Origin of the sequence: Affinundibacterium baiyunense, from assembly GCF_018139645.1 — a bacterium.
Taxonomy (GTDB): domain Bacteria; phylum Pseudomonadota; class Gammaproteobacteria; order Burkholderiales; family Burkholderiaceae_D; genus Undibacterium; species Undibacterium baiyunense.
Window position 1 is genome coordinate 704,414 of the sequence record NZ_JAGSPM010000001.1, and the last position, 13,016, is coordinate 717,429.

Annotated in this window: 14 protein-coding genes; 5 read left to right on the forward strand and 9 right to left on the reverse strand. The window is 45.6% G+C overall.

The window, feature by feature from the left end; all coding sequences use genetic code 11:
- The first annotated feature begins 164 nt into the window (after positions 1 to 164).
- The 5 genes from KDM92_RS03115 (at position 165) to KDM92_RS03135 (ending at position 4,634) form a co-directional block, all read left to right on the forward strand.
- Positions 165 to 395, forward strand: coding sequence for a hypothetical protein (locus KDM92_RS03115; protein WP_212682931.1), 231 nt, complete (start codon positions 165 to 167; stop codon positions 393 to 395).
- An 81-nt stretch (positions 396 to 476) separates the two neighbouring features.
- Positions 477 to 1,370, forward strand: a complete 894-nt coding sequence (locus tag KDM92_RS03120; protein ID WP_212682932.1) for a LysR family transcriptional regulator — start codon at positions 477 to 479, stop codon at positions 1,368 to 1,370.
- Positions 1,371 to 1,374: 4 nt separating this feature from the next.
- Positions 1,375 to 2,241: a prolipoprotein diacylglyceryl transferase gene (gene lgt / locus KDM92_RS03125; RefSeq protein ID WP_212682933.1), complete on the forward strand. Its 867-nt coding sequence runs from the start codon at positions 1,375 to 1,377 to the stop codon at positions 2,239 to 2,241.
- A 64-nt stretch (positions 2,242 to 2,305) separates the two neighbouring features.
- Complete coding sequence (locus KDM92_RS03130; RefSeq protein WP_212682934.1) at positions 2,306 to 3,079, forward strand: enoyl-CoA hydratase/isomerase family protein; 774 nt, start codon at positions 2,306 to 2,308, stop codon at positions 3,077 to 3,079.
- A gap of 16 nt (positions 3,080 to 3,095) precedes the next feature.
- Entirely contained in the window at positions 3,096 to 4,634 is a 1,539-nt protein-coding gene (locus KDM92_RS03135) for a malonate--CoA ligase (protein WP_212682935.1), read from the forward strand.
- A 52-nt stretch (positions 4,635 to 4,686) separates the two neighbouring features.
- Here KDM92_RS03135 and KDM92_RS03140 read toward each other — a convergent pair whose 3' ends face one another.
- From KDM92_RS03140 to cbiB, 9 genes are all read right to left on the reverse strand, one after another.
- Positions 4,687 to 5,148, reverse strand: a complete 462-nt coding sequence (locus KDM92_RS03140) for an EVE domain-containing protein (protein ID WP_212682936.1) — start codon at positions 5,146 to 5,148, stop codon at positions 4,687 to 4,689.
- A gap of 154 nt (positions 5,149 to 5,302) precedes the next feature.
- Entirely contained in the window at positions 5,303 to 5,728 is a 426-nt protein-coding gene (locus KDM92_RS03145; RefSeq protein ID WP_212682937.1) for a DoxX family protein, read from the reverse strand.
- 352 nt (positions 5,729 to 6,080) lie between these two features.
- Positions 6,081 to 7,313 (reverse strand): MFS transporter, encoded by a 1,233-nt coding sequence (locus tag KDM92_RS03150; RefSeq protein ID WP_212682938.1) that lies wholly within the window; start codon positions 7,311 to 7,313, stop codon positions 6,081 to 6,083.
- Positions 7,314 to 7,480: 167 nt separating this feature from the next.
- Entirely contained in the window at positions 7,481 to 8,083 is a 603-nt protein-coding gene (locus tag KDM92_RS03155) for an acyl carrier protein phosphodiesterase (RefSeq protein ID WP_212682939.1), read from the reverse strand.
- A 100-nt stretch (positions 8,084 to 8,183) separates the two neighbouring features.
- Entirely contained in the window at positions 8,184 to 8,822 is a 639-nt protein-coding gene (locus tag KDM92_RS03160) for a histidine phosphatase family protein (protein ID WP_212682940.1), read from the reverse strand.
- 41 nt (positions 8,823 to 8,863) lie between these two features.
- On the reverse strand, positions 8,864 to 9,664 hold the full coding sequence (cobS, locus tag KDM92_RS03165) for an adenosylcobinamide-GDP ribazoletransferase (RefSeq protein ID WP_212682941.1): 801 nt from the start codon (positions 9,662 to 9,664) through the stop codon (positions 8,864 to 8,866).
- A 20-nt stretch (positions 9,665 to 9,684) separates the two neighbouring features.
- A complete protein-coding gene (cobT, locus tag KDM92_RS03170; protein ID WP_212682942.1) occupies positions 9,685 to 10,743 on the reverse strand; it encodes a nicotinate-nucleotide--dimethylbenzimidazole phosphoribosyltransferase in 1,059 nt (352 codons plus the stop codon).
- A gap of 75 nt (positions 10,744 to 10,818) precedes the next feature.
- Positions 10,819 to 11,913, reverse strand: a complete 1,095-nt coding sequence (locus tag KDM92_RS03175; RefSeq protein ID WP_212682943.1) for an aminotransferase class I/II-fold pyridoxal phosphate-dependent enzyme — start codon at positions 11,911 to 11,913, stop codon at positions 10,819 to 10,821.
- A 61-nt stretch (positions 11,914 to 11,974) separates the two neighbouring features.
- Positions 11,975 to 12,976, reverse strand: coding sequence for an adenosylcobinamide-phosphate synthase CbiB (cbiB, locus tag KDM92_RS03180; protein WP_212682944.1), 1,002 nt, complete (start codon positions 12,974 to 12,976; stop codon positions 11,975 to 11,977).
- Positions 12,977 to 13,016: the final 40 nt, after the last annotated feature.

Genomic DNA, 13,016 nt, shown 5'->3' on the forward strand with positions numbered 1-13,016 from the left:
TTGAGACAAGTAACGCGATTCAATTACATTGGTTGACCTTGATCATTTTAGCCCCTATGATAAAGCACCATTGCATCAGCTTGAAATAACATGAGGCATGATCAAGCTGAACAAGTATCGATACCCATTACCTCACCCGCCTTATCGCTAACACTACAAACACTATGAAACTTCTAGTCCCAGTTGTCGCGCTGTATATTATGAAACTTCTTGAACTTAGCTTTATGGAAAATATTTCATGGTGGTGGATTAATGGTCTAGGATTATTTGCATTTCTATGGTTTGAGTTTTTTGAACGCATGCTCGGCCTAGATAAGCGTAAAGACGAAATGTTGCATGAAAAAATGCGCAAAGAAAGACTCAAGCGCAGCTTCAAGGACAAGGCAAAAAAATAATTCCGCCGTCATCATGCCGTCGTCATTTATGGCTAAAAATCTGATCATCGCATAGATGCTCACATCACAACTACACAACGTATGCACATCGAACTGCGCCAACTGAGATATTTTGTCGCCGTGGCAGAAGAACTTCATTTTGGTCGAGCAGCACAAAAACTGCACATGACACAGCCGCCACTATCGCAAGCGATACAAGGGCTAGAAGCTGAACTAGGAGCGGCTTTATTTCATCGTACGACGCGTCAAATTCAATTAAGCGCAGCCGGAGCAGTATTATTACCGGAAGCCAAACGACTACTTGCACAAGCCGAATTATTGCCCGCGATTGCACAACGTGCAGCAGCGGGTTCGATAGGCGAACTTAAGCTCGCCTTTATTTCGATTGCAGACTACAGCATCTTGCCGCCGACACTTAGACAGTTTCGCCAGCATTTTGAACAGGTTAAGATTGTGCTCAGTGAAGCAACCACTGATCGTCAACTTGCTCTATTAGAAAATGGCGAAATCGACGTCGGATTGTTAATCCCACCGATACCGGAACGATTGCAAGATGTGCTGCACTATCGCCAACTTCGACGTGAAAATCTGATTCTCGCTTTACCAGATGGTGCACAGAAACGGCCATTGCCATCCAAACTATCTAGCTACAAAGATTTGCCTTTAATCTTGTTTCCGCGCAAAATTGCGCCTGCTTTACACGACACTATTTTGGGGTATTTTCGCGAGGCTGGTCTAACCCCAATGATTGCTCAAGAAGCAATCCAAATGCAAACAATTATTGCGCTGGTTTCAGCAAATATGGGCATGGCTTTGGTACCAGAATCGGTCGCCAATTTACAGCGTACCGGAGTACATTATCAACGCTTGGAATTGTCTCACTCGATGCAAGATAGTGTTGAACTTGGTATTGCATGGCGCCGCGATAGCAATTCCCCCGTTATTCAAGCCTTCTTAGACCTTTTAGAAAAATAAACTCATGTTGGATCATCCAAATTTTAATCCTATCGCGCTCGATCTCGGCTTTTTCAAAATCCACTGGTACGGCATCATGTATTTGGTGGCATTCGCGCAATTCATCGTGCTAGGACGTCTACGTCTACGCATGCCACATGTGGCAGCGCGAGGTTGGACCAAAGAGCATATCGACGACATGCTGTTTTACGGTGTACTCGGTGTGATTGTTGGTGGACGTATGGGTGAAGTGATTTTTTATCAGCCTATGTACTTCCTACAAAATCCACTCGAAATTTTTATGGTGTGGAAAGGTGGTATGTCATTTCACGGTGGCTTCTTAGGTGTTTTAGTCGCGATGTCATTATGGGCAAGACAAGCAAAAATGCCCCTAGCTTATGTGTACGATTTCATCGCCCCGCTCGTTCCATTGGGCTACGCTGCTGGTCGCTTTGGTAATTTCATCAATCATGAATTACCAGGTCGCATGGCATCAACAGATCTACCTTGGGCAATGAATTGGCCAGGTGTTGCTTATCCAGTCCATCCCTCTCCTTTGTATCAAATGCTGGTTGATGGGATTCTACTGTTCATCATTGTTTGGCTGTTCGCTCGAAAAGCCCGCCCTGCACTCGCGGTTGGCGCTGTGTTTGTGATGCTATATGGCTGCGCTCGATTCTTTACCGAATACTTCCGCACACCTGACTATGAAGTCAATTTGCTTGGCATCACCATCTCAGCTGGACAGATGCTCTCCCTGCCGATGATTTTAGTGGGCGCACTGTTACTGTGGTTAGCTTATGCAGGCAAATTCACTCCGGTTCAAACTTCGCCTGTGTCAGTCGAGGCCAACAAAGCAGCCAGTTCAAAAAGTAAAAAGAGCAAAAAATAAATCCAAGCAGCAATCTCACGCACTTTCACGCACTCTCATGCACACCAAAAAGCGAAGCTAGAAGATGGATAATATTCGATGCGATATAGAAGGTAATCTCGCCTTCATTACAATCTCTAATCCTGACCGACTCAATGCACTCAATATGGCTATGTGGAATGCACTCACGACACATTTCACCGCCTTGCATCAAAATCAGAATCTACGCTGCATCATTATTCGAGGTGCGGGTGGCAATTTTGCTGCGGGTGCTGACGTGCAAGAATTTGCCACGGTGCGCAACACACTTGCGGATGGCATGCGTTATCACAATCAAGTAATTGCCGCTTCACTCAAAGCCATCAGTGAATGCCAACATCCGGTAATTGCTGCTATTGAAGGTGTGTGCGTGGGTGGTGGTTTAGAGATTGCGATTTCATGTGATATCCGTATCGCATCACCTGGCGCGCGCTTCGGCATTCCAATCAATCGATTAGGCTTTCCACTAGCGCCCAAAGAACTGCAAAGCTTGCTGGGCCTAGTCGGCAAAGCTGTCGCTTCTGAAATCTTGCTCGAAGGTCGCATTCTGAACGCGATCGAGGCCAAGCAAAAAGGCTTGGTTCAACGACTATCAGATGATGTTCCAACCGAGGCACGCGAGACTGCTGAGAGAATCGCACTAGGCGCACCATTGGCGGCACGGTTAAATAAAAAATTTATTCGTCGACTTAGCTTTGTGCCTGAGCGGCTCAGTGACGAAGAACAACTAGAAGCCTTCTCTTTTTTACAAACCGAAGATTACCAAGAAGGTGTATTAGGTTTCTTAGCCAAAAAGGTTCCAGTGTTTACTGGTAAATGATCACAAGCTAATTGATATGAACGCGAATCTCTACGCTTTATTTGCAAACCACTTTCCCAAAGATTTATCACGCTGTTGCATAGAAACGCATGATGGTCGCTATTACAGCTGGTTAGATATTGAACGTGCTAGCGCCAAGTTAGCAAACTTGTTGTGCAGCTTAAACCTAAGCGCTGGTGCCAGAATCGCAGTGCAAGTAGAAAAATCACCAGAAGCCTTGATTCTTTACCTAGCAACTTTGCGTGCCGGTTACGTATTTTTACCGTTAAATACTGCTTATCAACACGCCGAAATCGGCTATTTTATTCAAGATGCGGAACCTGAAGTAGTAGTTTGTTCTCCTCAAAATTTTGGCTGGGTTTCGCAGATTGCGTTTCAAACCGGCAGCAAACACGTATTTACTTTGGACGCACCATCGCAAGGCAATAATCGGGGTAGTTTATTAGATCGAGCCGCTTGCATGTCCGATCAATTCACTACCGTACAAAGTACGCCTACTGATCTCGCAGCGATTTTATATACATCAGGTACGACAGGACGGAGTAAAGGTGCGATGCTAACGCACCAAAATTTATCCTCGAATGCACTTGTCTTAAAAGAAATTTGGCAATGGCGTGAAGGCGATGTGCTACTGCACGCCCTGCCCTTATTTCACGTTCATGGTTTGTTTGTCGCCTCGCATGGAGCGCTATTGAATGGTAGCAAAATGATTTTTCTGCCGAAATTCGATGCTGATCAAGTCTTACATTATCTGCCGCAAGCAACTGTGATGATGGGCGTACCAACCTACTATGTCAGGTTGCTACAAGATATGCGCTTGAATCAAACATTGTGTCGCAATATGCGTTTATTCATTTCTGGCTCGGCGCCCTTGTTGACTGAAACTTTTACCCAGTTCCAACAACGCACTGGGCAAACCATACTTGAGCGTTACGGTATGAGCGAAACCACCATGCTTAGCTCAAACCCTTATGACGGTGTACGCAAAGGTGGCACCGTCGGTCTAGCACTTCCTGGGGTAAGCATAAGAGTTCGAACGCAAGATACAAAAGTTGGTGAGGCCAGTGAAGCTGAAGTAATCGGCGATATCGAGGTCAAAGGCCCTAATGTATTTCAAGGCTATTGGCGCATGCCAGAAAAAACGGCGGAAGAGTTCACGGACGATGGTTACTTTCGTACTGGAGACGTCGGCAAGTTAGATCAGGATGGATATCTAAGTATTGTTGGTCGCAGCAAAGACCTAATTATCTCTGGTGGCTACAACGTTTATCCGAAAGAAATCGAAAGCCTAATTGACGATATGCCAGAAGTACTTGAATCAGCCGTGATTGGATTAGCGCATGCAGACTTTGGCGAAGCGGTGAGCGCTGTGGTCGTATTAAAAGCGCATGCACAGTTGGGAGCCACAACCTTGATCGCACGCCTTAAATCGCAAATTGCCAATTTTAAAGTACCTAAACGAGTTTTCTTTATCGATGAATTACCTAGAAACACGATGGGTAAGGTACAAAAAAATAATCTGAGACAGCAATTTCAAGATCAAAGCCGCATTTGATTTTTTGATTGGCTTCTTAATTCAGCTCTTAACTCAATAATTATTTGGGTCTCTATTTAGGTTTATCTAAAAGTTTTAAAACCGCTCTCCACTCTGCTGCAGTAACGGGGGTAATCGACAGGCGACTCCCCTTCTGCAATACCACCATACTCGCCAACTCAGGATTGGAGCGCATTTCCGCAAGGCTTAATAAACGGGTCTTACGAATTGCTTTCACATCGACCAAGATCCACCGCGGATTTTCCACTGTCGATTTCGGATCAAAATAGTGGCTGTTAGAATCAAACTGAGTCGCATCAGGATAAGCTGTACTGGCGACTTCTGCAATGCCTGCAATGCCAGGTTCATCGCAGCTTGAGTGATAGAACAAAACACCATCACCAATTTGCATTTGATCGCGCATAAAATTGCGTGCTTGATAGTTGCGCACGCCAAACCAAGGCGCAGCTCCGAGACGTAAAGCATCGTCAATACTCACTTCATTCGGTTCTGATTTCATTAGCCAATATTTCATTTACTCTCCCACACAACACTAGCTATCAATTTATTTTTGTGCGTTCAATACCCGCTAATCGCACACAAAGATACTTAAAATCAAATCTTACACCGCGCAATTCCATACACGCTAACCTAGCTTTCAATTCTAGATCGAATCAACTTACGACAAATTAATCTTCATCTTTTGACCGAACGTGCTGCAATCCCGTCAATAGCAAGCAAACAATGAGAAGCACGCTGTACTCTGAACCATTTCGTCCAAGGCCAACTACAAACCAGCCTTCTTGTGCATGGACTAGCGCTATCCCCATCGCATAAATAAACGCTAAAATCGCGCACACCGGCGCCACCACGCGACCCAATAAAAGAAAAATAGAACCTGTAATTTCTATCGCGGTCACCAAGGCTGCAAAATAAAACCCAGCAGGAAATCCTTGCGCATTCAAAAATTCGCCAAAGGGAGGAACTCCTCCAGCAATCAAACGTGCCCAGCCATGCGCGGCGACCAAGGCGGACAATAAAACACGAAGAATAAGCCAAGCAAATGTGCTGCGAGCCAAGGGCGACGACAGCGAACGAGGTAAAGTTAGCTTCATAATTTGTCTTGATATGCAAAGTCGGTTTACGACCTTGCCACTATCTTTATTTGTTGAGGGAAGCAAAAAGATAGCAGATTGCCTAAAAAAGAACAATTAATTACTACTCAATCTATTACATTACCAATTCACCAGTCTCATGTAGCATGACATCAAACTAACTGACTCCAACCAAACACAACTAAACGCAATTAAACGCAACCAAGAAGTAGTTAACAAAAGACATAGCGATTGGCTAAATCAAGAATAAAATCCGGCTGCAAATACGCAGACAAAATCAGCAAAACAATCGCTGTTAGCAACATTGCGATCAAAGCACGGCGAAATTTAGTGATTGATTTCATCTTCAATATTACGCAGCAAGCGGAAGTTTCGTATCACGTTCAATTGCGCTTTCATCCATCGGCAAATTAATCAAAGTCGCAAAAATCCCAAGCCCAATTACAATCAACCAGACTGCATCGTAATTCCCATTTTTGGTGTACATATAGCCACCCAACCAAGCGCCAATAAAACTTCCGAGCTGATGTGAGAAGAAAACAAATCCAGATAGCATAGACAAATATTTCAAACCAAAAATGCCTGCGATGACGCCATTAGTCAATGGCACGGTGGACAACCACAATAGCCCCATAGCGGCAGAAAATACATACACGCTATAGGTACTGAAAGGCGCCAAAACGAACAAGGCGATGACGATGCTGCGAGTGAGATAGATACTGGATAACAGATAACGCTTAGGAAAAAAACCACCCAACTTTCCAGCGCCATAAGAACCAACAATATTGAATAGGCCAATTAAGGATAAAGCGATAACAGCCACGCTAGGATCGACGATACCTTTATCTTTCAAATACGCTGGCATATTCACGCCGATAAACACCAACTGAAATCCACAAACAAAATAACCCGCTAACAAGAGTAAAAATGGTTTGTGCGTGAAGGCTTCGCGCACCGCTTCCATCGTACTTTGATGTGGGCCTGTATCGATCTCACGTGCTGGCTCGCGTAATTTCCATGCCATCGGTAACATGACTATTAACATCAAGGCCGCCAATACATAAAACGCATTTTGCCAACCTGCATGCTGAATCAATTGTTGATCCACTGGCATCATAAAAAATTGGCCAAACGAGCTAGCCGCGGATGACATACCAAATGCCCAAGAACGCTTGGCCTCAGGTGCGGTGCGTCCAATCAAACCACTAACAGCACCGAAAGTGGTGCAAGCCAAGGCAGCACCAACTAACAAACCAGAGCCGACGATAAAGGCTGTTGGATGACTCACCAAGGCCATCCAAATCAAACCAAGTGCAAATAAGATCGCACCCAGCACAATCACTTTCGCAGTCCCTAATTTATCGGCTGCCATCCCAGCAAATGGTCCAAACACGCCCCACATTAAATTCTGAATCGCAATCGCCATCGAAAAGGTTTCACGCGTCCAGTGATGTTCTGCTGAAATCGGTTGCAGCCAAAACCCGAAGCCATGACGAACACCCATCGATAGCGTCAATACAAAACCCGTCGCAATTAAAACAGTGGTTAAATCTGGCTGGCGACGCTGGCTAACAATAGTGCTCATAATGAATTTCTTATAAATTACTTATTGATTTAATGGGTAGATAGCAAGATGCTTGGGTAAACAGCACATGCAGTTGCGAAATAAAGTGATGAGAGTTATCAGCTGCAAGTTTAGCCGAATTTCGACTTCACTGTTTTTAGGAACTCAAACGAGTTTGTTTACTCTGGTCAACTTGGATCAAGACTCAGCACCTCGCGCTGCGCTAACACGAAGGATTGCAATTGCGGAAAAAAATCAAAAAAACCCTCACTCAACTCCACATAATTCTGTTCCAAATCAAGCACCGCCTCACGCAACAGATGTCCATTGCGCGACAAGCGTGTTGAGACACGTTCAATCGCTAAGGCCACGCCATCAAAATCGGCATACGAACCGAGCCAGTCTTGCTGAACCATACGCGGTACCGCATACGTTAAATGCTCGGTAAAAAAGGATTGTCGCATCTGAAGAGCTCGATAAAAATCTTTGATGAATTGATCCAAATTGACATCGGCGTAATAATGCCAATGTTTTGCCAACACGTGATCATAAAAAATATCTAAGGCGATACCGGCATAACGTCTGCGAAGTGGTGAAAACAATTCTTTTGCTTGTTGTATCAGTGGATGCTGATCGGTATAAGTATCAATCTTTCTATGCAAAATAATTTCTTGTGCAATGTGATTGGGATAATCTGCGGCCCCGTTCATTTTGACAAAATCGCCCAACAAGGCACCCAGCATCGCATCATGGCTATGCCGTGCTAAAAAAATGTGGGCTAAATAATTCATGATGCAAGATTGAAAAGTTCTTGGTAAATGGCGTGTTTGCGGAAGCACCATAAGGTCAAGATTGTAGCGAATCTTCTCGCTTCGTGTTTGGCGTACAGCCTTAGTTTAGAGGTGGATACTGTGGCGGTAGATCAAGACAAATCCAAGCGCCAAAATCAGGCGTTTCTAGCGGCCACTGTGCCGCCTGCTCTATCTTGCACTTTCGATTTTGTAAATAATAGGTCAATGCACGGATAACGCCTGCATGCGTAACCCAAACAATATCTGTTGGCTGCTGTGCTTGCTCTGACCGCTGCAATACTGTTGACGCCTGCAACATCCGCAAACAATCTTGGTAGGCAGCAGCTACTCTTTGCAATACCTCGTTACAGCTTTCAACACCGCCAAATCGATACTCTCCGAAATCACGCGTCCATCGATCAATTTCATCTTTTGGAATATCTGACCACGCTTGTCCTTCCCACAGACCAAAATCCATTTCTTTCAAGCGTTCATCGATGACGCAATGTAAATTCGGAACATGCGCTTGCAATGCATTTACGAATTGTTCTGTTCTCTGTAGGCCTGAAAAATAAACTAGCAGCGCGCGCTCTTCACTTTTTTTAAGTTCGATCGCAAGATCTCTTGCAGCGTCGAGATTGGCTTTTGTATCGACCGCAACATCAAGCTGTCCATAACAAATGCCTTTTTTTATTAGTGGCTGTGCATGCCTTACCAACCAAAGCTTTTTTGTATTCATAGGAGTGGTCGTATGCGTCATTGTATTTGTCATCGCATTTGTCATGACCTCGGCCACGCCAACAACACACCCAAATAGAAACTCAACTCACTCAACTGCTGCGTTGCCCCCAAGGCATCGCCTGTAAAACCTTGGATACGACGACGTAAAAACCTATACATCCACCAAGTAGAACACAATGCAGCAATCAAGCCCGCGCTCCAGATAAACGCCGGTCGCCAGAACAACACTAATGCGAACGCAGCTCCACACCAAAGCGCTGCAACGAGCAAGGTGGGATTCTCAATCGCATCAGCCAAAGGTTTCGATTTCGATTGCGGTGTATCTCCCACATGCGGTAAATATTTGATGATCAATAAAGGCATGGTACGTGAAACCACATGCGCCAAAAACAAAGCAATCACGCAGATGGACAGATTTAATTGTCCCAACAAACTGAGCAAGGCCAATTTACTGCTTAAAGCCAGTAGCAAGGCGACCGTGCCATAAGTTCCAATGCGCGAGTCTTTCATGATTTCTAAAGACTTCTCGCGACTAACATGGCCACCCAAGCCATCCGCTAGATCGGCTAAACCATCTTCATGAAACGCCCCTGTCAACATCACGCTAAACACCGTACTCAGAGCAGCGGCTACAAAAACGGTAGCCGCCTGTTGCGGTAACAATGTGTATACACCCCAAAAACTAAGAGCGCTCAAAGCACCTACCAAAAACCCAATACCTGGGAAATGACCCGCACTTGCGCGCAGCATCGCTGGGCTGTAACCAACCCATTCGGCTAATTTTCCAGTGACAGGAATGCGGGTAAAAAATTGGAGCGCTAGCAGATAATGGCGAATCATAAAGAATCAATCCAACTAAATCAGGCCAGCTCGCCATCATTGCGTGCTACGCCAGCACTCTCGAAACTTGCCATATCACACAAGATATCACTCGCGGACTGTAATAGCGGCCAAGCCAATGCGGCTCCCGATCCTTCCCCCAAACGTAGACCTAAATCAAGCAAGGCCTTAGCTTGTAAAGTTTCTAGCATTAAGCGATGACCACTTTCGGCGGAACGATGCGCATACACACAACGTTGTTGTACTCGTGGCGCCAAGCGTGTCGCCACCAGCACAGCGGAACTCGCAATAAATCCATCCACTACAATAACCCGATTTTCAATCGCAGCCTGTAATACGATTCCCACCAAAGTAGCGATCTCAAAGCCGCCCAAACAAGCAAGTGCATCTAGCGGCGTGCTTGCACCTGCATGTCGTTTCAATACCAAACGTAAAGTCTCGACTTTCCTGGCGATGGCAAAGTGATCCAAACCGGTGCCTGCACCTGTACAATCCGCAATATCCAAATCGCCTAAACGTGCTAACAACAAAGCCGCCGCTGACGTATTGCCTATCCCCATTTCTCCCAAGAGCACAGCATTGCCGGGCAAATTTTTTACAATTTCACGACCATTTTGAATCGCTTGCTGACATTGTTCTGCACTCATCGCTGCTTGTTGCAAACTATCTGCGGTACCGTATGCGATCTTACGAATGATCAATCCCGAGCGCGGTGCAAAATCATGGTTCACACCGCAATCAATCACATTCAATGCAATGCCGTGTTGGCGTGCTAACACGCTGACCGCAGCTCCGCCAGCCAAAAAATTTTCTACCATCTGCCAAGTAACATCACTTGGAAACGCGGATACGCCGTGTTTGACGATTCCATGATCACCAGCACAAACCAACATCTGTGCTTGTTCTAGACGTGGCGTTTCGGTTCGCAAAATCAAACCAAGTTGCAACGCAAGTTGCTCGATTCGACCAAGTGAACCAAGTGGTTTCGTTTTGTTATCGATCTTATGTTGTAAGCGCGCGCTTAACTCTGGATCGTGTAAATCATCCATCTCGAAGGCTGCTTCGTTGACTGAGTTCATATCTAACCTTTATTTAAATGTTTTAAGTGTTTTAGGAAAATTGTTTTAAGAAAATTAAAGAGTCAGATCAATGCATCAAAAATCAGGTGAATACTGTTTCACCGCACGATAAAACGCGTCTTGCATCGGAGGCGATAACACACGCATACGAAAACAAGGATCAAGACCAAATGAGCCAGCATGGCGCAATTTCACTCCCTGCGCTCGCATCGTATGTAAGAAATCGGTTCGAAATTCTTGTATTGTTTTGCTTGGTGTAACGCAGAAGAAATTGGTGTCGCTCGGCTCCACTTTCCAGCCCAAATCAACACATAAGGCAATTTGCCGCTGCTTCCAATCGCGCAAGGTCGTTAAGCTCTCACGCAACCAGTCTTGCACCGATGGTAAAGTCCATGCATGCAACATCGTTACGGCATGCGTTCCCAGTGGCCATGATGCCGCCATTTGTTCTAACTGCTGTTGCCAATGCTGTGCTTGTATCGGTGCAATCACATAAGCCCCCCGAATTCCCGTTAAGCCCAAAGCCTTATTTGGCGTGAACAATTGCCAGCAAGTGTCACGTTGTTGTGAATTCAAACTAGGACTACCGGATAAACGCAATGCTTGATATGCACAATCGAGCACGACTTGCTCTTCACCAGAGCGGCCCGCGAGATTTGCAATCATCTGCGCTAAACCAGCTTGATTTTGCCCAAGTGGACTACCCGGTTCACAAGCCCAAATCAAATCCGCATTGTGAAAATCGTCAACAATCGCCAAACCTGCCGCACGTCCAGCTAACACATAATCGCCATAGCTATGTGGAGGGACCCACACCGTTTTTTGCGAAGAAACTAATCGCGTAGTACTAGAGCTAACACTACTAGAAGCGCTCCCTCTAGTACTTTGCCCTACCAACATCGAGATACGAAAAATAAATTCGCTAGCACTAGCAGCAAACAAAATACGCTGGGGCGAAACCTGATGCCAAGCTGCTAATGCGTTACGCAAGTGATGGTATTCAGGATCAGGATAACTGGCGCAATCGCTCAAACGAATCTGTGTTAACACTTCTGGGCATGGACCGAGCGCATTACTATTGGTCGAGAAATCGTAAGCCGGCTTACCCAAAGTATCTGTACCACCGTGCACACGTAATCGTGGTCCTTCACTTTTAGTTTTCGTTTGCATTTGCGTTTGGGGTGAAGGTTTCATCATCAACATGATTTCACTTTTTCTCAATTCAACTCGCTCATCGCGACATTAAAAAATACAAAGCCAATAACATCAGCACAACTAGCGCAAACCATGCCAAGATCGTACGTTCACAAACTACTATTGCTTGCCCAATATGCTGTGCATTGACATTGGCGCCGTTGGCATGCAAGACATACACGCTAGGTTTTGTGAGTCGTATATTTAGAATCAACGCGATAGCGCCCATAGGCCAACCGCCATTCGGCGAGGTAGTAGCACTGGATTCTCGCCAAAGTGCCGCTGATGGTAGTCGTGCAGATCCCACAAACATCAGCAATGCAGTTAGCCTCGCGCCGGGCCAAGACAACACATCGTCAGCACGCGCCGCCCACTTACCTGCCCAAGTCCATACACGACCACCGTGCTCGCCGCGATATCCCCACATTGCATCGGCAGTATTCGCAAATCGATACAATAAAATGCCGGGCAAACCAGCCAATACAAACCACAGCAAAGCAGAAATCACCGAGTCATTTAAGTTCTCTGTTAAGGTTTCAATTGCACTCTCGCGCACTTCAATTTCTGATAAATACTGAACATCGCGACTAACCAGACGCGCCAACTGCAACCGTCCTGCGTCTAAAGAGCTTGTTAGTGCCGACTCCACCGCAACAACTTCGTCTCTTAACATGCGCCAACTAAATAGCGGTTTTAACAAAATACCGAAACACAAAGCTTGCCAGTACCAAGCGAATCGACTCAATACTTGCTCGACTTCGTTTGCAAGAAAAACCAACACCGTCGCAGCGAGCAACCAAAAGAATGCACCAAAACAATAGGCTCGTAACTTCTGCGATGCGCTAAAAGATTCGAATTTTCCGTTCACTGCAATTGGTGCGATCAGCTTGCCGAAGAAATGCAAATATTGTCCGATCCAAACCACGGGATGCCAGGATGATTTAGGCTCTCCCAAGTAGCGATCGATCAAGCATCCCACTAGCAAGGACAATGCGATCACTTGTACAAACTCAGGTTGTGAATTCAGATGAAGCAACATATTTCAGATCTTGCTATCAATGTACATGCAAGCTTATCGA

Bases quoted from the DNA above. Each gene is read 5' to 3' on its own strand.
- KDM92_RS03115 (WP_212682931.1), top strand. From the start codon at position 165: ATGAAACTTCTAGTCCCAGTTGTCGCGCTGTATATTATGAAACTTCTT.
- KDM92_RS03120 (WP_212682932.1), top strand. From the start codon at position 477: ATGCACATCGAACTGCGCCAACTGAGATATTTTGTCGCCGTGGCAGAA.
- lgt (WP_212682933.1), top strand. From the start codon at position 1,375: ATGTTGGATCATCCAAATTTTAATCCTATCGCGCTCGATCTCGGCTTT.
- KDM92_RS03130 (WP_212682934.1), top strand. From the start codon at position 2,306: ATGGATAATATTCGATGCGATATAGAAGGTAATCTCGCCTTCATTACA.
- KDM92_RS03135 (WP_212682935.1), top strand. From the start codon at position 3,096: ATGAACGCGAATCTCTACGCTTTATTTGCAAACCACTTTCCCAAAGAT.
- KDM92_RS03140 (WP_212682936.1), bottom strand. From the start codon at position 5,148: ATGAAATATTGGCTAATGAAATCAGAACCGAATGAAGTGAGTATTGAC.
- KDM92_RS03145 (WP_212682937.1), bottom strand. From the start codon at position 5,728: ATGAAGCTAACTTTACCTCGTTCGCTGTCGTCGCCCTTGGCTCGCAGC.
- KDM92_RS03150 (WP_212682938.1), bottom strand. From the start codon at position 7,313: ATGAGCACTATTGTTAGCCAGCGTCGCCAGCCAGATTTAACCACTGTT.
- KDM92_RS03155 (WP_212682939.1), bottom strand. From the start codon at position 8,083: ATGAATTATTTAGCCCACATTTTTTTAGCACGGCATAGCCATGATGCG.
- KDM92_RS03160 (WP_212682940.1), bottom strand. From the start codon at position 8,822: ATGAATACAAAAAAGCTTTGGTTGGTAAGGCATGCACAGCCACTAATA.
- cobS (WP_212682941.1), bottom strand. From the start codon at position 9,664: ATGATTCGCCATTATCTGCTAGCGCTCCAATTTTTTACCCGCATTCCT.
- cobT (WP_212682942.1), bottom strand. From the start codon at position 10,743: ATGAACTCAGTCAACGAAGCAGCCTTCGAGATGGATGATTTACACGAT.
- KDM92_RS03175 (WP_212682943.1), bottom strand. From the start codon at position 11,913: ATGCAAACGAAAACTAAAAGTGAAGGACCACGATTACGTGTGCACGGT.
- cbiB (WP_212682944.1), bottom strand. From the start codon at position 12,976: ATGTTGCTTCATCTGAATTCACAACCTGAGTTTGTACAAGTGATCGCA.